The 18,114-nt window shown below is 75.3% G+C and carries 17 protein-coding genes and 1 pseudogene; 9 read left to right on the top strand and 9 right to left on the bottom strand.

Annotation, left to right across the window (positions count from 1 at the left end; translation table 11 throughout):
• Window positions 1–214: 214 nt before the first annotated feature.
• Window positions 215–1,282: a serine hydrolase domain-containing protein gene (locus tag AB0910_RS13260; protein ID WP_366744677.1), complete on the bottom strand. Its 1,068-nt coding sequence runs from the start codon at window positions 1,280–1,282 to the stop codon at window positions 215–217.
• A complete protein-coding gene (locus AB0910_RS13255) occupies window positions 1,279–2,169 on the bottom strand; it encodes an IclR family transcriptional regulator (protein WP_366744676.1) in 891 nt (296 codons plus the stop codon). Before AB0910_RS13255 ends, AB0910_RS13260 begins: the two co-directional genes overlap by 4 nt.
• Window positions 2,170–2,223: 54 nt before the next feature.
• Between AB0910_RS13255 and AB0910_RS13250 the strand changes: the two genes are divergently transcribed.
• The 5 genes from AB0910_RS13250 to AB0910_RS13230 are packed head-to-tail and all read left to right on the top strand — an operon-like array spanning window position 2,224 to window position 7,490.
• Window positions 2,224–3,795 carry an ABC transporter substrate-binding protein gene (locus tag AB0910_RS13250; protein ID WP_366744675.1) on the top strand — a complete coding sequence of 524 codons (1,572 nt, stop codon included), beginning with the start codon at window positions 2,224–2,226 and terminating at the stop codon, window positions 3,793–3,795.
• The gene (locus tag AB0910_RS13245) at window positions 3,792–4,793 is read left to right on the top strand and encodes an ABC transporter permease (protein WP_366744674.1); all 1,002 of its coding nucleotides are present in this window, start codon (window positions 3,792–3,794) and stop codon (window positions 4,791–4,793) included. The genes AB0910_RS13250 and AB0910_RS13245 overlap by 4 nt, the downstream gene beginning before the upstream one ends.
• Window positions 4,790–5,716: an ABC transporter permease gene (locus AB0910_RS13240; RefSeq protein WP_366744673.1), complete on the top strand. Its 927-nt coding sequence runs from the start codon at window positions 4,790–4,792 to the stop codon at window positions 5,714–5,716. Before AB0910_RS13245 ends, AB0910_RS13240 begins: the two co-directional genes overlap by 4 nt.
• A complete protein-coding gene (locus tag AB0910_RS13235) occupies window positions 5,713–6,558 on the top strand; it encodes an ABC transporter ATP-binding protein (RefSeq protein WP_366744672.1) in 846 nt (281 codons plus the stop codon). Before AB0910_RS13240 ends, AB0910_RS13235 begins: the two co-directional genes overlap by 4 nt.
• Complete coding sequence (locus AB0910_RS13230; RefSeq protein WP_366744671.1) at window positions 6,555–7,490, top strand: ATP-binding cassette domain-containing protein; 936 nt, start codon at window positions 6,555–6,557, stop codon at window positions 7,488–7,490. The genes AB0910_RS13235 and AB0910_RS13230 overlap by 4 nt, the downstream gene beginning before the upstream one ends.
• A gap of 19 nt (window positions 7,491–7,509) precedes the next feature.
• Here the strand turns inward: AB0910_RS13230 and AB0910_RS13225 are convergent, their stop codons facing one another.
• Window positions 7,510–8,466 carry an ROK family protein gene (locus AB0910_RS13225; RefSeq protein ID WP_366744670.1) on the bottom strand — a complete coding sequence of 319 codons (957 nt, stop codon included), beginning with the start codon at window positions 8,464–8,466 and terminating at the stop codon, window positions 7,510–7,512.
• Between the two features lie 42 nt (window positions 8,467–8,508).
• Here AB0910_RS13225 and AB0910_RS13220 point away from each other — a divergent pair, with 42 nt between their 5' ends.
• Together AB0910_RS13220 and AB0910_RS13215 are read left to right on the top strand one after the other, a co-directional pair.
• Entirely contained in the window at window positions 8,509–9,372 is an 864-nt protein-coding gene (locus AB0910_RS13220; protein ID WP_366744669.1) for a creatininase family protein, read from the top strand.
• A complete protein-coding gene (locus AB0910_RS13215) occupies window positions 9,369–10,496 on the top strand; it encodes an enolase C-terminal domain-like protein (RefSeq protein ID WP_366744668.1) in 1,128 nt (375 codons plus the stop codon). The genes AB0910_RS13220 and AB0910_RS13215 overlap by 4 nt, the downstream gene beginning before the upstream one ends.
• 118 nt (window positions 10,497–10,614) lie before the next feature.
• Here the strand turns inward: AB0910_RS13215 and AB0910_RS13210 are convergent, their stop codons facing one another.
• Window positions 10,615–10,998: a MazG-like family protein gene (locus tag AB0910_RS13210; protein ID WP_366744667.1), complete on the bottom strand. Its 384-nt coding sequence runs from the start codon at window positions 10,996–10,998 to the stop codon at window positions 10,615–10,617.
• A 90-nt stretch (window positions 10,999–11,088) separates the two neighbouring features.
• Between AB0910_RS13210 and AB0910_RS13205 the strand changes: the two genes are divergently transcribed.
• Window positions 11,089–12,030: a D-2-hydroxyacid dehydrogenase family protein gene (locus tag AB0910_RS13205; protein ID WP_366744666.1), complete on the top strand. Its 942-nt coding sequence runs from the start codon at window positions 11,089–11,091 to the stop codon at window positions 12,028–12,030.
• Between the two features lie 78 nt (window positions 12,031–12,108).
• Here AB0910_RS13205 and AB0910_RS13200 read toward each other — a convergent pair whose 3' ends face one another.
• From AB0910_RS13200 to AB0910_RS13185, 4 genes are all read right to left on the bottom strand, one after another.
• Entirely contained in the window at window positions 12,109–12,975 is an 867-nt protein-coding gene (locus AB0910_RS13200; RefSeq protein WP_366744665.1) for an SDR family oxidoreductase, read from the bottom strand.
• 94 nt (window positions 12,976–13,069) lie between these two features.
• A complete protein-coding gene (locus AB0910_RS13195; protein ID WP_366744664.1) occupies window positions 13,070–13,729 on the bottom strand; it encodes an FMN-binding negative transcriptional regulator in 660 nt (219 codons plus the stop codon).
• A 114-nt stretch (window positions 13,730–13,843) separates the two neighbouring features.
• Window positions 13,844–15,331 carry an amidohydrolase family protein gene (locus AB0910_RS13190; protein WP_366744663.1) on the bottom strand — a complete coding sequence of 496 codons (1,488 nt, stop codon included), beginning with the start codon at window positions 15,329–15,331 and terminating at the stop codon, window positions 13,844–13,846.
• 95 nt (window positions 15,332–15,426) lie between these two features.
• Window positions 15,427–16,413 carry a Gfo/Idh/MocA family oxidoreductase gene (locus tag AB0910_RS13185; protein ID WP_366744662.1) on the bottom strand — a complete coding sequence of 329 codons (987 nt, stop codon included), beginning with the start codon at window positions 16,411–16,413 and terminating at the stop codon, window positions 15,427–15,429.
• Between the two features lie 93 nt (window positions 16,414–16,506).
• Between AB0910_RS13185 and AB0910_RS13180 the strand changes: the two genes are divergently transcribed.
• On the top strand, window positions 16,507–17,886 hold the full coding sequence (locus tag AB0910_RS13180) for a multidrug effflux MFS transporter (RefSeq protein ID WP_366744661.1): 1,380 nt from the start codon (window positions 16,507–16,509) through the stop codon (window positions 17,884–17,886).
• Here AB0910_RS13180 and AB0910_RS13175 read toward each other — a convergent pair.
• Window positions 17,837–18,080, bottom strand: a pseudogene (locus tag AB0910_RS13175) (hypothetical protein); the annotation flags it as partial. The gene AB0910_RS13180 and the pseudogene AB0910_RS13175 sit on opposite strands and share 50 nt — an antisense overlap.
• Window positions 18,081–18,114: the final 34 nt, after the last annotated feature.

Here is an 18,114-nt window from a genome sequence, read left to right as displayed (position 1 = left end):
TGCCGGGGCCGCGGTGTGATCCGCGCCGATTTCGCACCTGCGGGTAGTGCCCGCCCGCCAACCGGCCGCACCGCCGCGCAGCCGCCCGCGGTCCCCGCTACGCGCGACGGCCGCCTGGCGGCCCGTCAGCCCCCTGCGGTCCTGGCCCCGGTGTCCCGGATGGGCCGTACGGGGGGACGCGGCGCGCCCGCGCGGCGTGTCGTCCGCCCGGCCTTCACCCCCGCGTGTACTGGGCGTGCGCCGTGTCGTGGAAGGCGCGGCGCACCGCCCCGACCGCCTCGCCCTCGCGCGTGGGGTGGACGCGGTTGGTGAGCAGCACCGCGTAGAGGCCGGCGACCGGGTCGACCCACACGCTGGTGCCGGTGAAGCCGGTGTGCCCGTACGAGGCAGGTCCGAAGGCCGTGCCGACCGGCGAGCCCACCGGGTCGAGGCCCTGCCAGGCGAGGCACCTGCGCAGGTTCAGGCCGTCCGTGCGCGGCGCGGTCATCAGCGCGTACGTCTCCGGGCGCAGCAGCCCGGGAGCGCCGCCCGCGAGGCAGGCGCCGAGCCGCTCCATGTCGGCGAGCGGCGCGAACAGCCCGGCGTGGCCGCAGACCCCGCCGAGCACGGCGGCGTTCTCGTCGTGCACCTCGCCTGCGACGACCCGGCCGCGCCAGGGGCAGTACTCGGTGGCCACGGCGCGCGCCCGGCCTTCCGCGTCCGGGGTGAAGCCCGTACCGGACAGGCCGAGCGGCCCGCTCACCGTCTCGGCCACCAGGGCGTCGAGCGGGATGCGCGCCGCCGCCTCGGCGATCAGCCCGAGCAGCATGAAGCCCTGCGACGAGTAGGTGACGCGGGTGCCCGGCGGCCCGGTCAGCGGCAGCGTGCCGAGCGCGGCGAGCAGCGCCCTGCCGGTGGGGTGCTCGCGGTACATCGGCACCTGTCCCGGCAGCCCCGAGGTGTGCGCGAGGAGGTCCGCCACCGTCAGCCCCGCCTTGTCGGTCGCCGCGTACGCGGGCAGGTGGGCGCCGACGGTGTCCGCGAGTGCGACCAGCCCCCGGTCGACGAGCGCCATCACCGCGAGCCCCACCACCGGCTTGGTCACGGACGCCAGGTCCCACAGGTCCTCGCCGTCGAGCGGCGGACCGTCGGGGTCGGGGCAGCCCGGGGCGGTGCCGGTGTGTCCGCGCGTCCCGGTCCAGCCGCGGTCGAGGACCGCGTCCGCGGTCCCCACCGACCAGGCGGCACCGGAGAACACCCGCTCGCCGCGGGCCCGTTCGAGCAGTTCGCGCAGTGCGCTCATGCCCGGCCCCCGTCCGACTCCGGGGTGGCCTCGGCGGCTTGGCCTGCCTCGACCGTCTGGGCCGCGGGCACCACGCCGAGGCGCGGCGGGCCGCCGAGCCCCGCCGACACGGTGCGCGCCGCCGCGCGCAGCATCGGTCCGAACACCTCGAAGGCCGCGTCGTCCAGGGTGAACACCGGGCCGCACACCGCGAGGGCGCCCACGGGCCGCCCGTCGGCTGCGCGCACCACCGCGGCGACCCCGCGCGTGTCCTCCTCGCCGTACCCGTCGTCCAGCGCGTAGCCGCGCCGCGCCGTACGGTCCAACTCGGCGCGCAGCTCGGCGGGTTCGGTCAGGGTGTACGGGGTGGGCGGGGCCGGGCTGCCCGGCCCCGCGAGCGCCCCGGCGGCCCGCGCCGCCTCGTCTGCGGGGAGCGCGGCGAGCATCGCGAGGCCCGCAGCCGAGCAGTGCAGCGGCGAACGCCCGCCGGGGCGCGGGCCCGTGGCGTAGTGGCTCGCCGGCTCGGAGAGCGCGAGGCACACGGCGTCGTCCGCGTCCGGCACGGCGTAGTACGCGAGCAGCCCCGTGCGCTGCCGCAGGTCGGCGAGGACGGGCCGGGCGAGCCCGAGGCCGGGCTCCGCGTCGAGCGCGGCGGCGGCGAGGCCCAGCAGCCGGGGCCCGGGGCGGTAGCTGCCCTGCTCGGCGGGGCGTGCGAAGCCGTACTCCGCCATGGTGCGCAGATGGCGGTGGACCGTCGGCTTCGCCAGGCCCGTGCGCCGGGCGATGTCGCCCAGGCGGTGCGGCCCGCCGCCCTCCTCGACCAGGGCCACAAGCACCTCCATCGCCTTGTCGACCGGACCCTTCGCGGGCTCCTGCGCGGTGCTTCGGGTGTTGACCGGTTTCCCCATGTCGCTTAGCTTACCCCCACCGCATTCCATCTGACGGAACGGATGTGCTGTTCAATGGAACGAATACGTCAGGGGAGGGCGCGCCGCGACGGCCCGCCCCGCCGCGACGTGCTGCGCCTCGGAGCCATCGCCGTGCCCGCGCTCGCGCTGCCCGCCCTGCTCACGGGGTGCGGGGCCGACCCCGCGAGCGACGCGGGCAACGTCCTGCGCCTCTCCCAGCCGGGCGACCCGAAGACCATGGACCCGCAGAAGCAGGGCGACATGACGTCGATGAACGCCCTGATCAACATGTTCGACACGCTCACCACGCGCGGCACCGACGGCGGGCTGCACCCGGGGCTCGCCCTCACCTGGCGGGTCGTCTCCCCGCTGACGTGGCGCTTCACCCTGCGCCCCGGCGTCGTCTTCCACAACGGCGAGCCCTGCGACGCGCACGCGGTGAAGTTCAGCATCGAGCGGCTGCTCGACCCCGCCACCGCCTCGCCCATCGTGGAACTGCGGTACGTCAAGGGCGTGACGGCCGTCGACGACCACACCGTCGACCTGCACACCTCCGTGCACGACCCGATCATCCCCGAGAAAGTCTCCCTCTTCGGCGGGGTCGCCGTGCCGCCCCGCCACCTCGCCGACGTCGGCGACGACGGCTTCGCCCGACACCCCGTGGGCACCGGGCCCTTCACCTTCGTCAGCTGGCAGCGCGACCACGAGCTGCGGATGCGGGCCAACCCGCACTACTGGGGCGGCAGGCCCGGGATCGACGCACTCGTCTTCACCCCCGCGCCCAACGCCTCCTCCTCGCTCGCCGCCCTGCAGAGCGGCGGCGTCGACCTCGTCACCGGCCTCACCCCGGACGCCGCACAGCAGTTGGCCGGGTACACCGGCGTCTTTCTCGACAGCCACACCGGCATCAGGACCTCGTACCTCTCCGTCAACACCCTCGACCGGGGGCCGCTGCACGACAAGCGGGTACGCCAGGCGCTCAACCACGCCGTGGACGTACCGCTGCTCATCAAGGCCGTGCTCGGCGGCAAGGCCACCGAGGTGCCCGCGATGATCCCGCGCGGCGCCTTCGGCTTCGACCCCTCCCTGAAGCCCTTCACCCGCTCCGTGCCCACCGCGCGCAGGCTGCTCGCCGAGGCCGGATACCCGCACGGCTTCAGCACCGAACTCACCGCCTCCAACATCGACTCGGACGTCGCCGAGGCCCTCTCGGGCCTGCTCGCCCGCGCCGGCGTCCACGCCCGGGTCAACCTCCTCGACCCCGGCACCTACGCCGACCGGCTCACCTCCGACGACCACGGCGCGCTCGGCCCGCTCTACCTCGCCGCGAGCACCGTGTGGACCCTGGACGGCGAGTCCATGATCCAGTCCAACGTGCGCAGCGACCGCAGGCAGAGCCGCTGGCACAACAAGGAGGCCGACCGCCTCGTCGACATCGAGGAACTCGCCGTGGAACCCGAGAGGCGCCGCCGCGCCTTCTCCGACCTCCAGCGGCTGATGCTGGAGGAGGCGCCCTTCGTGTCCCTCTACCAGATCGACACCATTCTCGCCCGCAACCAGCGGCCCCACTGGACCCCGGGCCCCGCCGGCGTCCTCGCCATGGCCGGCGCGGAGGTCTCCCGATGACCGACCTGACCTCCCCTCACACCCCGGCACCCGGCGCGGGGGACGAGGCGCCGGCACGGCGCCGCGACGGCGCCCGGATCCTGCGGCTCGTGCTCACCAGGCTCGGCACCGCGATCCTCGTCCTGCTGTGCACCGCGACCGTCTCGTTCTTCCTCGTACGGCTCTCCGGCGACCCCGTGAAGCTTCTGCTGCCGCCCGACGCCACCGCACACCAGGAGGCCACCCTGCGCACGAGCCTCGGCCTCGACCGGCCGCTGCTCACGCAGTACCTCGACTACCTCTGGGGCCTGCCGCGGCTCGACCTCGGCACCTCCCTCTTCTACCACGAGCCCGTCAGCCAGGTGCTCGCCGACCGGCTGCCCGCCACCCTCGAACTCGCCGCAGGCGCCCTCGTGGTGACCCTCGGCATCGCCCTGCCCGCGGGCGTCTTCGCGGCGATGCGCCGTGGCCGCGCCGCCGACCGCGGGGTGATGGCGGGCGTCCTGCTCGGCCAGTCCACCCCGCCGTTCTGGGTCGGCATCCTGCTCATCCTGGTCTTCGCCGTCGGCCTGCACGCGCTGCCGGCCTCCGGCTACGGCACCTTCGCCAACCTGGTGCTGCCGTCCGTGACGCTCGCCGTCTACTCCGTCGCCGTCGTCGCGAGACTGCTGCGCTCGTCCCTGATCGACGTGCTCTCCTCCGACCACATACGCACCGCGCGCGCCAAGGGCTTCGGCCCGCTCAAGACCGTCTTCGTGCACGCCCTGCGCAACGCGTCGCTGCCCGTCGTCACCGTCGTGGGCCTCGAAGTCGGCAGCCTCCTCGGCGGCGCCATCCTCACCGAACAGGTCTTCTCCTGGCCCGGCGTGGGCCGGCTGACCATCGAGGCCGTCTCCAACCGCGACTTCCCGCTCGTACAGGCCACGGTCCTGTTCTTCGCCGCCGTGTTCGTCGTGGTGAACCTGCTCGTCGACCTCTCCTACAGCCTCCTCGACCCGAGGGTGAGGACGTCCCGATGACCGTCACCCCAGCCACCCCAGCCACTCCGGCCACCGCGCCGCCGCCCGCCGCCACGGCCGGGCGCTCCACCCGCGCCGCCGCCGTACGCACCCTGCTGCGCAACAGGCTCGCCGTCGCCGCGCTCGCGTTCCTCGCGCTGCTGCTCGTCGTCGCCGTGTTCGCGCCGCTGATCGCGCCCGACGACCCCAACGCGCAGGACCTCCTGACGCGGCTCGAACCGCCCGCCTGGCAGCACGGCGGCAGCGGCGCCCACCTCCTCGGCACCGACCAGCTCGGCCGCGACATGCTCTCCCGCGTCCTGTACGGCACCCGGGTCTCGCTCCTCGTCGGCGCGAGCGCCGCGCTGCTCGCCGGGCTCGTCGGCACCCTCGTCGGCCTCGCCTCCGGCTACCTCGGCGGCTGGCCCGACCGGGTCCTGATGCGCCTCGCCGACGTCCAACTCGCCTTCCCCGCCATCCTGCTGGCCCTCGCCATCGTCGGCTTCCTCGGCTCCGGGCTCTGGTACGTGATCCTCGTGCTCGGCTTCACCGGCTGGGTCTCGTACGCCCGCGTCGTACGCTCCGAGGTGCTGTCGCTGCGCTCCCGCGACTTCGTCACCGAGGCGCGGGCGATCGGGGCCACCGACCCGGCGATCATGCGGCGCCACCTGCTGCCCAACGTGATGGCGCCCCTCGCCACCATCGGCACCCTGCACATCGCCGCTGCCATCGTCGCCGAGGCGTCGCTCAGCTACCTCGGCCTCGGCGTGCCCAAGGAGACCGTCACCTGGGGCTCCATGCTCGCCGACGGCCAGCTCTACCTCGGCACGTCGTGGTGGGTCGCCGTCTTCCCCGGCGTCGCCCTGATGCTCACCTCGCTCGCCGTCAACATCACAGGAGACGCCCTGCGGGACGTCGCTGACCCGAAGGCGTACCGCCGATGACCACACCGAAGAAGGCGGCGGCCGCCCCGGGCCGTGCCGTGGGGGAGCCCGTACTCGCCGTCGAGGACCTCAGCGTGGACTTCCGGCTCGACACCGGTGCCGTGCACGCCGTGCGCGGGGTGAGCTGGCAGGTCGCGGCGGGCGAGACCCTCGCCGTGGTGGGGGAGTCGGGCAGCGGCAAGACGGCCACCGCGCTCTCCGTCCTCCGCCTCAACCCGGAGCCGCCGTGCGTCTATACGGGCGGCCGGGTCCTCTTCGCCGGGGACGACCTGCTGTCCTGCGGCGAGAAGCGGCTGCGCGCGGTGCGCGGCGGCGCCGTCGCGATGGTCTTCCAGGACCCGATGACCAGCCTCGACCCGCTCCAGCGCGTCGGCACCCAGGTCGCCGAGGTGCTGCGGCACCACAGGGGCGCGTCACGGGCCGAGGCGCGCGACGCGGCGCTCGCCGCGCTCGACGAGGTCGGCGTGCCCGACCCCGCGCGCCGCTACCGCCAGTACCCGCACGAGCTCTCCGGCGGCCTGCGCCAGCGTGTGATGATCGCCGCCGCACTCGTCGGCAGGCCCGACGTGCTCATCGCCGACGAGCCGACGACCGCGCTCGACGTCACCGTGCAGCGGCAGATCCTCGACCTGCTGGTCTCCCTCAAGGAGCGGCACGGGATGGCCGTCGTGCTCATCACCCACGACCTCGGCGTGGTCGCGGAGACCGCCGACCGGGTCGTCGTCATGAACCGGGGTGAGGTCGTCGAGAGCGGAGACGTCCTCGACGTCTTCGAGCACCCCGGGGACCCCTACACACGGGCGCTGCTCGCGGCGACCCCGCGATTGGAGCGTACGGCATGAGCGGTGTGTCCCAGAACGGCGGTGTGCCCCCGGGCGGCGGTGTGTCCCCGGGCGGCGGTGTGTCACCGCGGGTCGGCGGCGGGCCGGCGGACGGCGGTCGGCCGCTGCTCGAACTGGCCGGGCTGCGCAAGGAGTTCGGCAGGGGAAACCGCAGGGTCGCGGCCGTGGACGGCGTCTCGCTCACCGTCCACGAGGGCGAGACGCTCGCCCTGGTGGGGGAGTCGGGCTGCGGCAAGACCACCCTGACCCGGCTGCTGCTGCGGCTCGCCGAACCCACCGCGGGCACGGTGTCCTTCGCCGGGCGCGACCTCGCCGCGCTCTCCCCGGCCGAACTGCGCCGCGTGCGCCGCGAGATGCAGGTCGTCCTCCAGGACCCGTACTCCTCCATGAACCCCCGCATGCGGATCGCCGACATCGTCGCCGAGCCGCTCGTCACCCACGACCCCGGGCTGCGCGGCCGCCGCGGCGGGGCCCGCGCCCGGCTGCGGGCACGCGTCGGCGAACTCCTCCAGTCGGTCGGCCTCGACGCGGACGTGCAGGACCGCTACCCGCACGAGTTCTCCGGCGGCCAGCGCCAGCGCGTCTCCATCGCGCGCGCCCTCGCCCTCGCGCCGCGGCTCGTCGTCCTCGACGAACCCACCAGCGCCCTCGACGTGTCGGTGCAGGCGGCCGTCCTCGACCTGCTCGCCGAACTCCAGCGCGCCCACGGCCTGACGTACGTCTTCGTCTCGCACAACCTCGCCGTCGTACGGCAGGTGGCCGACCGGGTCGCCGTGATGCGCGCCGGGCGGCTGGTCGAAGTGGGCGAGGCGGCGGACGTGTTCACCGCGCCCCGCGACCCGTACACCCGCGAACTGCTCGCCGCCGTCCCGGTGCCCGACCCGCGCGGCGCCCGCGAGCGCCGCGCCGCCCGCACGGCGGTGCCCGGGTGAGCCGCACCGGCCCCGGCGGCTACCGGTGCGAGAGCACCAGGCCCGCGCCGCCGAGCAGCGCGATGTCGTCCACCGCCGTGTCGGCGACCACCACACGCGGCGGCTCGGCGCCCGGCGCCGTCCCGTCCCTGCGCAACCGCTCCTCCAGCAGCGCGCGGAAGTGCTCGCCGCCGTCCCTGGCCTCGCCGTGCAGCACGAACAGGCCGGGCGCGAACAGCTGCTGGACGTTGACAAGGCCGAGCACCAGGTTGTCCGCGTACTCCGCGACCAGCGCGCGCGCCCGGCCGTCGGCCGACACCACCAGCGTGCCCAGGTCCACGCGCGGGCCGAGGCCGAGGGCGGCGGCGCGCGCCCGCAGCCACCGCGTCGTCGCCACCGTCTTCCAGCAGCCGGTGTTGCCGCAGGTGCAGCGCTCGTCGCCGCCCGTCACCGCCATGTGCGCGCCGCTGCGGCCGCCGAGCGGCGCCACCACCTCGCCCTCGTACAGGATGCCGACGCCCAGCACCTCGCCGGTCGACACCGAGGCGAAGGTGCGGCGGCCGCGCCCCGCGCCGAACCACCGGTCGCCGAGCACCTGCAGGCGCGCCCGGTGCTCGACCCGCACGGGCACGCCCGCCAGCGCGCCGAGCCGCTCGCACACCGGGTACCCGCGCAGCGCCGGCACGTCGTCGACCCCGACGATCAGCCCGGCAGCGGGGTCCACGATGCCGGCCGCCGCCACCCCGATCCCGGCGGGCGGGCGGTCGGCGAACACCCCGGCGGCCGCCGCGAGCGCCGCGTCCACCTCGTCCCGGCCCCGCGCGTCCGGCGCGTACGCCGCCTCGGCCCGATCGAGGACCCGGCCCGAGGCGCTCAGCACCGCCGCGCGCACCCGTCCCGGCACCAGCTCCACGGCGCCCAGCGTCCGCGCCTGCGGGGACGCCGGCGCCTCGGCCGGGGGCCCGACCAACCGCAACCGCGTAGTTCTCTGCGCCATGCGGCGAACTCTGCCACGACAGCGTTTCCGGGAGACAGCACTGTGAGTCAACGAAATATGTCCGAGCTGTCCTGGCGCGAGGCCCGCGCAGCGGGCGGCGCCGGGATCGCGCTGCTGCCCATCGGGTCGCAGGAGCAGCACGCGGCCCACCTGCCGCTCGGCACCGACACCCTCCTCGTGGAGGCGGTCGTCGACCGGGCGCTCGCCCTGCTCGCCGCCCCCGCGCCGGGGGAGCACGCCACCGAGGTGGTGCGGCTGCCCACGCTGCCCTACGGGCACAGCCCCCACCACCTCTTCGCCGCCGCGCTCTCGCTGTCGGCGCCGACGCTCGCCGCCGTGCTCGACGACCTGCTGTCCTCGCTGGTGGCCAGCGGCTTCTCCCGCGTCCTCGTCGTCAACGGCCACGGCGGCAACGACGAGATCATGCGGCTCGCCGCCAAGCGCTTCGTGCTGCGCCCCGAGGCCGCGGGCGCCACCGTCGCCGCCTGCTCGTACTGGACGGTGACGGCGGACGACGCCGCAGCCGACGGGACCGCCGAGCGGCCCGAGGTCACCCCCGGCCACGCCGGGTGGTTCGAGACCTCGCTGATGCTCGCCGCCCACCCCGGGCTCGTCCGCACGCCCGTGCCCGCACGGGAGCCCGTCGTACCGCCGCCGCTGTTCGACAACCCGCCCCACCCGGGGCTCACCACCGAGCGGCACGGCGAGTGGGCCAGGGTCGGCGGGTCCACCGACGACGCGTCCGGCGCGGCCGCGGACGCGGGGCGGCGGCTGCTGGACGCGCGGGCCCGCGGGCTCGCCCGCGCCGTACGGGCCTTCGACAGCGCCACCCGGCCGCAGGCCGATCCCGGTACCGCCCCCACCGCGGGGACCTCAGGGACCCCCGCCGATCGAGGAGAAGAATGAAGATCACAGACGTCGACGTGCAGGTGGTCAACCTCCCGCTGGTCAACCCGTTCACCAGTTCCTTCGAGACCAAGACGGGGGAGACCCGCACGGTCGTGCGGGTGCGCACCGACGACGGCGTCGAGGGCTGGGGCGAGACCATGTGGGGCAGGCCGGTCGCCGCGATCGTGGAGCATCTCGCGCAGGACCTCATCGGCACGAGCCCCTTCGCGCTCGAAGCGTTCCACCGCAGGCAGCACATGGTGCCGTTCTTCTACGGCTACCTCGGCTACGCGGCGCTCGCCGCCCTCGACGTCGCCTGCTGGGACGCGATGGGCAAGGCCACCGGGCAGTCCCTGACCGACCTGCTCGGCGGCCCGGTGCGCGACGAGGTGCCGATCACCGCGCTCGTCACCCGCGCCGACGCCCCGGGCGCCGACCGGGCCGCCCTGCCCGGCGCGCTCGCCGACCACGCCGCACGCGTCGTCGCCGAGGGCGGCTTCAGCGCCGTCAAGCTCAAGGGCACCGTCGACGTGGACGGCGACGTGGCGGTCCTGCGCGCGCTGCGCGCCGCGCTGCCCGGCGTCGACCTGCGCGTCGACCCCAACGCAGCCTGGTCGGTGCCCGATTCGGTGCGGGCCGGGATAGCGCTTGAGGAACTCGACCTGGAGTACCTGGAGGACCCGTGCACCGGCATCGAGGGCATGAGCCAGGTGCACGCCAGGGTCCGTATCCCGCTGTGCACCAACATGTGCGTCGTGCGGTTCGAGGAGTTCGCGCCCGCGATGCGGCTCAACGCGGTCGACGTGATCCACGGCGACGTCTACAAGTGGGGCGGCATCGCCCCCACCAAGGCGCTCGCCGCGCACTGCGAGACCTTCGGGCTCGGCATGAACCTGCACAGCGGCGGCGAGCTGGGCATCGCGACCGCGGCGCACCTCGCGGTCGTCGCCAGCACACCGGTGCTCTCGCGTGCCATCGACTCCATGTACTACCTGCACGCCGACGACATCATCGAGCCCCTCGGCCTCGCCGACGGCAGCCTGCGCGTGCCCACGGGCCCCGGTCTCGGCGTCACCGTGGACGAGGACAAGCTGCGGCACTACGCGGCGGTCAACGAGCGCGAGGGCGACCTCACCGGGTGAGCCGGCCGGAGCGCGCGGCCCGCGTGCCCGGCCGTGCGCCCCGGACCGCCGCCGGGCCGCGCGGCCAGGCACCGCGCGCCACGTGATCAGGGCAGCGTCGCGGTCAGGCGCGCCGCCGTCAGGCGCGGGCGCGCTCGTCCACCCGGCGCAGATGCCCGGCGAACACCCGCGCCGCGTCCGGGGTGAGGGTGCGCAGCGCCACCATCGCGGTCACGATCACGTCGCACAGCTCGGCCTCCACGTCCGCCCAGCTGTGCGTGACGCCCTTGCGCGGGTTCTGGCCCGTCGCGCCGATCACCGCGGCCGCGACCTCGCCCGTCTCCTCCGTCAGCTTCAGCAGCCGCAGCAGCCGCTCCTGCTCGGCGGGGAGCGCCGCGTGCTCCTCCAGCCAGCCGTACAGCCGCTCCACGGCCGCCCAGTGCGCGTCGCCGCCCGCGGCCCCGGGGTCGTGCGCCGCGTGTTCCCGCTCCCCGCCCGTGCCCGTGCCCATGCCCATGCCCATGCCCGCAGTGTGCCAGGCGGGGCCGCGGCGCGAGGCGCGTACCCGGCCCTCTCCGTGGCGCCGCCGCGGCCTGCGGGTACGTTCTCGACCATGAGGATCGCAATTCTGGACGACTACCAGCACGTCGCGCTCGGCTTCGCCGACTGGGCCTCCCTCGACGCCGAGATCACCGTCTTCCACGAGCCGTTCGCCGACGAGGACGCCGTCGTCAAGGGGCTCGCCGGGTACGACGTGGCCGTCGCGATGCGGGAGCGCACGCCGTTCCCCGCGCACGTCCTGCGCCGCCTGACCGGTCTGCGGCTGCTCGTCACCACCGGGACCGGCAACCGCTCCATCGACATCGAGGCGGCGCGCGAACTCGGCGTCACCGTCGCCTGCACCGGCTACATGTCGGCGCCGACCGCCGAACTGACCTGGGCGCTGATCCTGTCGGCGGTGCGCAACGTGCCGGCGGAGAACAGGTCCGTGCGCGCAGGCGGCTGGCAGACCGGCGTCGGCGGCGACCTGCACGGCCGCACCCTCGGCCTCCTCGGGCTCGGCCGCCTCGGCACGCGCGTCGCGGAGATCGGCCGCGCCTTCGGCATGGAGACCGTGGCCTGGAGCCAGAACCTCACGGCGGAGCGCGCCGCCGAGCAGGGCGTGACGGCCGTCGCCAAGGACGAACTCTTCGCCTGCGCGGACGTGCTGTCCGTGCACCTCGTCCTCAGCGAGCGCACCAGGGGCCTGGTCGGCGCCGCCGAACTCGCCGCGATGAAGCCGACCGCGCTGCTCGTCAACACCTCGCGCGGCCCGATCGTCGACGAGTTCGCGCTGCTGACGGCGTTGCGCGAGCACCGGATCGGCGGCGCCGCGCTCGACGTCTTCGACCAGGAGCCGCTGTCCGCGCACCACCCGCTGCGCCGCCTGGACAACGCCCTGCTCACACCGCACGTCGGCTATGTCACCCGGGACACGTACGAGGTCTTCTACCGCGACGCGGTCGAGGACATCGCCGCGTGGGCCGCGGGCTCCCCGGTCCGCGTCCTGACCTGAGGGCCGGGGGCGGCGGCCCGGGCGGGCCGCCGCATCCCGGCGGTCGCGGCCGCCCAGTGTGCGCGCCGGGGCGGCCCGTCAGCCGCGCCCGATGTACGGCATGGCGGTCGCAAGGACCGTGGCGAACTGCACGTTCGCTTCGAGCGGGAGCTCCGCCATGTGCCGCACGGTGCGCGCCACGTCGGCCGCGTCCATCACCGGCTCGGCGGCCAGCCTGCCGTCCGCCTGCGGCACGCCGCGCGCCATCCGGTCCGTCATCTCGGTCGCCGCGTTGCCGATGTCGATCTGCCCGCAGGCGATCCGGTACGGCCTGCCGTCCAGGGACAGCGACTTGGTGAGCCCGGTCAGCCCGTGCTTGGTCGCGGTGTACGGCGCCGAGCCGGGGCGCGGCGCGTGCGCGGAGACCGAGCCGTTGTTGATGATCCGCCCGCCCTGCGGGTCCTGCGCCTTCATCCGGCGAAACGCGGCCTGCGCGCACAGGAACGCGCCCGTGAGGTTCGTCCCCACGACCTTCTGCCAGGCGGAGAGCGGCAGTTCGTCGAATGGGATCCCGCCGGGCCCGAAGGTGCCCGCGTTGTTGAACAGCAGGTCGAGCCGGGGCGCGAACGCGTCGGCCGCGCGGAAGAGACCGGCCACGGAGTCCGCGTCCGCCACGTCGGCCCGTACGCAGACCGCGCGGCCGCCGGGCAGCGCGGCCCTGGTCTCGTCGAGCGCCTGCGGCCGCCGCCCCGCGAGCACCAGCTCCCAGCCCGCGGCGGCGAGTTCGAGGGCGACGGCCCGCCCGATGCCGGAGCCCGCGCCGGTGATCACCGCCACCGGCGCTGCCGGTACGCGCGATCGCGCGGCCTCGGCGGCACCGGAGGAACCGGCGGCACCGGAGGAACCGGCAGGCGGGCCGGGCGTACGGGACGGGGCGGGCGGCGGCGGGACCGGGGACTCACTCATACGCGCAGAGGCTAGCCCCGGCGGCCCGCGCCACGGCACCCCCCAGGGCCGCGGCCGTCGGGCCGGGGCACCCGCGCGGACCGCCGGGTCCTCCTCAGCGCCGGACGCGCCGCATCCTCGCGGCGAGTTCCGGGTTCGCGTACGGCCCGCTCCCGTCGAGCGCGGCGAGGATGCGCCCGACGACGGGCTCCGGCTTGTCCTGGCTCATCTTCTCCTTGGTGACCGCCCTGGTCACCCGCACGCGGAAGCCGACCGTGCCGTGCACGATGCGCTCCGCGTAGTCGGCGTTCTCCGAAGTGCCGCGCAGGAGGAACGGGTTGGGCAGCGGCGCCTCGAAGTGCGCGACCAGCCGGTCGAGTACGGCGAGGTTCTCCTCGTCGGAGAGGATCTCCGGCACGCCGTACAGGTGGGCGGCGGCGAAGTTCCAGGTCGGCACGGCGGCGGGCACCCCGTACCAGCTCGGCGAGATGTAGCCGCCGGGGCCCTGGACGACCACGCACAGCTCCTGCGAGCCGAGCCGGTGCGCCTCCTCGTCCGGGCGGCCCACATGGCTCACCAGCACGAGTCCGCCCTCGTCCGCGGTGTCTGCGGTGTTTGCGGTGTCTGCGGCGTCCTCGACGAGGAAGGGGTAGTGCGAGACGACGGGCCCGCTGCCCCCGGCGCCGTTGGACACCATGGTCGCCCACGGGTGCTCGCGCACCAGGTCGGCGGCCCAGCCGGGGCCGCCTCCGGTGGAGCCGGGGTCCTCACGCATGAGCGTCGACCGGGCCTCGGCCGGTGGCCGGCCGGGGCTCGGCCCCGGTGTGCGGGATGGGGGTGCGCATCGGTCCTCCGTACGGGGGTGAGGGCGGGGTGCCGGGGGCGGCTGCTACAGGTTCGTCCAGGTGGGCCTGCCGCCCAGCAGGGTGGCGGCGACCGGCAGGGTGCGCAGGGCGCCCGCGTCCACGTCGAGCGGGTCCTCGTCGAGGACGACGAGGTCGGCCGCGTCGCCCGCCCTGATCCCCGTGCGGCCGCGGGCGCAGGCGGCCAGGGCCGCTTCGCGGGTGATCCGCTCGTCCGGGTGCCAGGGCTCCCGCCCGTCGCGGCTGCGCGAGACGGCGGCGCCGACGGCCACCCACGGGTCGAGCGGCGCGACCGGCGCGTCGGAACCGAGCGCGAGGACGGCCCCGGAGTCGAGCAGCGAACGGAACGCGAACGCCCGGCCCGTCCGGCCCGCCCAGTGCGTGTCGGCGACGTCGCGGTCGTCCATGGCGTGCTCGGGCTGGACGCTCGCGGTCAGGCCGAGCCTGCCGAAGCGCGCGAAGTCGACGGCGGAGACGAGCTGGGCGTGCTCGACGGTCCCCGGCACCCCCAGCCGCTCGAAGACGTCGATCACCTGGGTGTTGGCGCGGTCGCCGATGGCGTGGACGGCCGGGGCGATGCCGGCCGCGTACGCGCGGGCGACCAGCTCCTCGACGCGCTCCGGCGCGACGGACTGCACCCCGCACGGATGCGGGTGGTCTGCGGGCAGCCCCGGATACGGGTCCCAGCACAGCGCCGTGCGGGTGTTGAGGGAGCCGTCGACGATGATCTTGAGGCGGCCCATCGTGACAAGGCCGCCCGGGTCGAGGACGTCGCCGGTGCGCAGGCCGCGCGCGATCGCCTCGTCGAGCCGGTCGGGCCACACCGCGGCCTCGACGCGCAGCGCGGTCACGCCGTCGGCGACCCGCTGCGGCCAGTGGCGCAGGAGGTCGGCGTTCTCGAAGTCCACGATCCCGACGACGCCCCGCGCGGCCGCGGCGTCGGCGGCCGCCCGGTGGTCGTCGGGCCCGGGCCGCTGGTCGCGGTCGAGGACGTCGAGCAGGTCCATCCACGCGTCCTCGCGCAGCAGGCCGTCGGCGGGCGCGCGGACGCCGAAGCGGCGCGCGGCGGCGGAGTTGATCCAGCCGCAGTGCAGGTCGCCCGAGACGAGCACCAGGGGGCGGTCGGCCGACACCGCGTCGAGCGCGGCCAGGCTCGGGGCGTCCGGCCACAGCGCGTCGCGGAAGCCGTAGCCGACCAGGAAGCCGGAGCCGGAGCCGGTGGCTGCGGTGGCGGCCAGAGCGTCGCGCATGACGGCCGCCGCGTGTGCGGCGCTCGTCGCGGGTGCCAGGTCGACCCGGCGGCGCCTGACGGTCCACTGGTCGAAGTGCGTGTGCGCGTCCCACAGCCCTGGCCGCACGAGGCGCCCTTCCAGGTCGAGCGTCGGCGCGGGCGGCAGCGCGCCCCCTGCCGGGACGACGTCCGCGATCCTGCCGTCCCGCAGCACGAGGTCCCAGGACCCGGCGCTGTGCGGGATGCGCGCACGGCGCAGGACGAGGTCGGGCACGGGGCTCATCGCAGCATCATCGCAGGCGCCGCCGGGGCGCGGCGGGGCGGGCGCCCGCACGCTCCCGACGCGCCCGCGCCCCCGCGCCCTCAGGGGGGCCGCGTTCAGCGGGGGGCGTCCTGCGGGTAGCGGACGCCGATCCGTTCCCGTACGGCGTCCAGTGTGCGCAGCACCGCGAGGGTGCCCGCGAGCGGGACGAGCGCCGACTCGGTGCGGCCCGCGGCCAGGCAGGCGGCGACCTCGGCCGCCTCGTGCTGGAGGCCGTGCAGCGCGGAGTCGGCCCGTACGACCTCCGGTCCGTCCGCGGACGCGCGGTGCAGCACGAACGAGTCCGGGTCGAAGAACCCCTCGGGCAGGTCGATGCGGCCCCGCGTGCCGGTCACCGTGGCGCGGGTGCCCGACACGCCGTCGAGCCCGCACGTCAGGGTCGCCACCGCGCCGGACTCCCAGCCGAGCAGCATCCCCGTGTTGACGTCCACGCCCTCGGGGGAGAGCCGGGCGTCGGCCTGGACGCGCGCCGGCTCACCGAGGATCAGCTGCGCGAACGAGACCGGGTACACGCCGAGGTCGAGCAGCGCGCCCCCGCCGAGCGCCGGGTTGCGCATGCGGTGCTCGGGGGCGAACGGGCCCGCGACGCCGAAGTCCGCGCGCACGGACCGCACCTCGCCGATCGCGCCGTCGCGCACCAGCTCGACGAGCCGCCGCACCACCGGGTTGCAGTACGTCCACATCGCCTCCATCAGGAACAGGCCGCGCTCCCGCGCCAGGTCCACCAGCTCCTGCGCCTCCCGCACGTTCAGCGTGAACGGCTTCTCGCACAGCACCGGCTTTCCGGCGGCGAGCGCGGCGCCCGCCGCCTCCCGGTGCGCGGAGTGCGGCGTGGCGACATACACCACATCCACCTCGGGGTCGGCGAACATCGCGGCCCGGTCGCCGTACGCCCGCGCGACGCCGAACCGGTCGGCGAACTCCTTCGCCGACGCCTCGTTCCGCGACGCCACCGCCACGACCTGCGCGTTGTCCAGTTCCGCCACGTCCTGGGTGAACCGCGCCGCTATCCCGCCGGTCGCCACCACGCCCCACCGTGCCACCGTGTGCTCCCTTTTCCCTGTCGTATTTCCCTGTCGTACGGACCCGCCGACAGCTGCGAGCATATGAAACGACTTCACGACTTAGGAGATGTCATGCCGGTCGGCGGCCCATCCGTCACCCCAGAGCCCACGCCCCCGCTCCCGAACTCCGTCCCCGCCACCGCGGCAGGCGCCGTGCCCGGCGCCGTCGAGCCCCTGCCCGCGCCGGCAGTCGCCGCCGCGCCCGCCACCGGGGCCGGGCCCGTGGCCACCGCGCCCGCCCGGCGCGCGGGGCTGCTCCTCACGCTCGTGCTCGGCGGCCTGACTGCGCTGCCGCCGCTCTCCACCGACATGTACCTCCCGGCGCTGCCCGCCGTCACCAACTCCCTGCACGCCCCGGCCGCCACGGTGCAGATCACCCTCACCGCCTGCCTCATCGGCATGGCGCTCGGGCAGATCGTCATCGGCCCGATGAGCGACAAGTGGGGCAGACGCAGGCCGCTGCTCGTCGGCATGGGCGTGTACGTGGCCGCCAGCGTCGTCTGCGCCCTCGCGCCCAACGCGGAGGTGCTCATCGCGGTCCGGCTGGTCCAGGGGCTCGCGGGCGCCGCGGGCGTCGTCATCTCCCGGGCCGTCGCACGCGACCTGTTCGACGGCGTCGCCATGGCCCGCTTCTTCTCCAGCCTGATGCTGGTCTCCGGCGTCGCGCCGATCGTCGCGCCCGTCTTCGGCGGCCAGATGCTCCGCTTCACCGACTGGCGGGGCATCTTCGTCGTGATCACCGTGGTGGGTGCGCTGCTCACTCTCGTCGCCTGGAAGTGGCTGCACGAGACGCTGCCGCCCGAGCGGCGGCACGGCGGCGGTGTGGGCACCGCGCTGCGCACCATGCGCGGCCTGCTCGGCGACCGGGCCTTCAGCGGCTACCTGCTGACCGGCACGCTCGCCTTCACCGCCCTGTTCGCGTACGTGTCGGCGTCGCCGTTCGTCATGCAGGTCATCTACGGCGCCTCGCCCCAGACGTACAGCCTCCTCTTCGGCATCAACGCGGTGGGCTCCGTGGGCGTCGGGCAGCTCAACGGGCGGGTGCTCGTCGACCGGTTCAGCATGCACAAGATCCTCGGCTGCGGCCTCGTGCTGATCACCTCGGCCGCCACCGCCCTGCTGCTGATGACCACGGGCGCGCTGGGCCGCGTCTCCCTGTACGCCGTGGCCGCAGGGCTGTTCTGCCTGATGATGGGCATGGGCCTGGTCAACACCAACGCCAACACCCTGGGCCTGACCCGCGCGGGCCACGCGGCGGGCTCCGCGTCCGCGCTGCTCGGCACGTCGTCGTTCCTCGTGGGTTCCCTCGCCTCGCCGCTGGTCGGCATCGCGGGCGAGCACACCGCCGTCCCCATGGCGCTCGTCCAACTCGCCTGCTCGGTGGGCGCGGCCGTCTCCTTCCTCACCCTCGTCCGCCCCTGGCACCCGGCCCCCCGCCGCACAGGGCGGTGAGGTCGTCGGGGTCCGACGTGAGGACGGTGGCGGGCGGGCCCCGGCGCGGCCAGAGCTGTGGCTCCGAGGATGGCGTCGACGGCGTGCTTGCGCCCGCCGTCGGTCAGGAGGGCGGCCGCGTGCCGGGCGGTCGGTTCGGTGACGGGCCCCACGACCAGGCGGGAGAGCGTCCACTCCATGGCGGGGCGGTTGACCCCACTCGTCATCCCACCCGCCGACCCGGGCGCG

The sequence above is a fragment of the Streptomyces sp. NPDC047002 genome (assembly GCF_040704505.1).
Lineage (GTDB): Bacteria > Actinomycetota > Actinomycetes > Streptomycetales > Streptomycetaceae > Streptomyces.
Note: the sequence above shows the minus strand (reverse complement) of the source record. Positions and strands in the feature narration are given on the sequence as shown.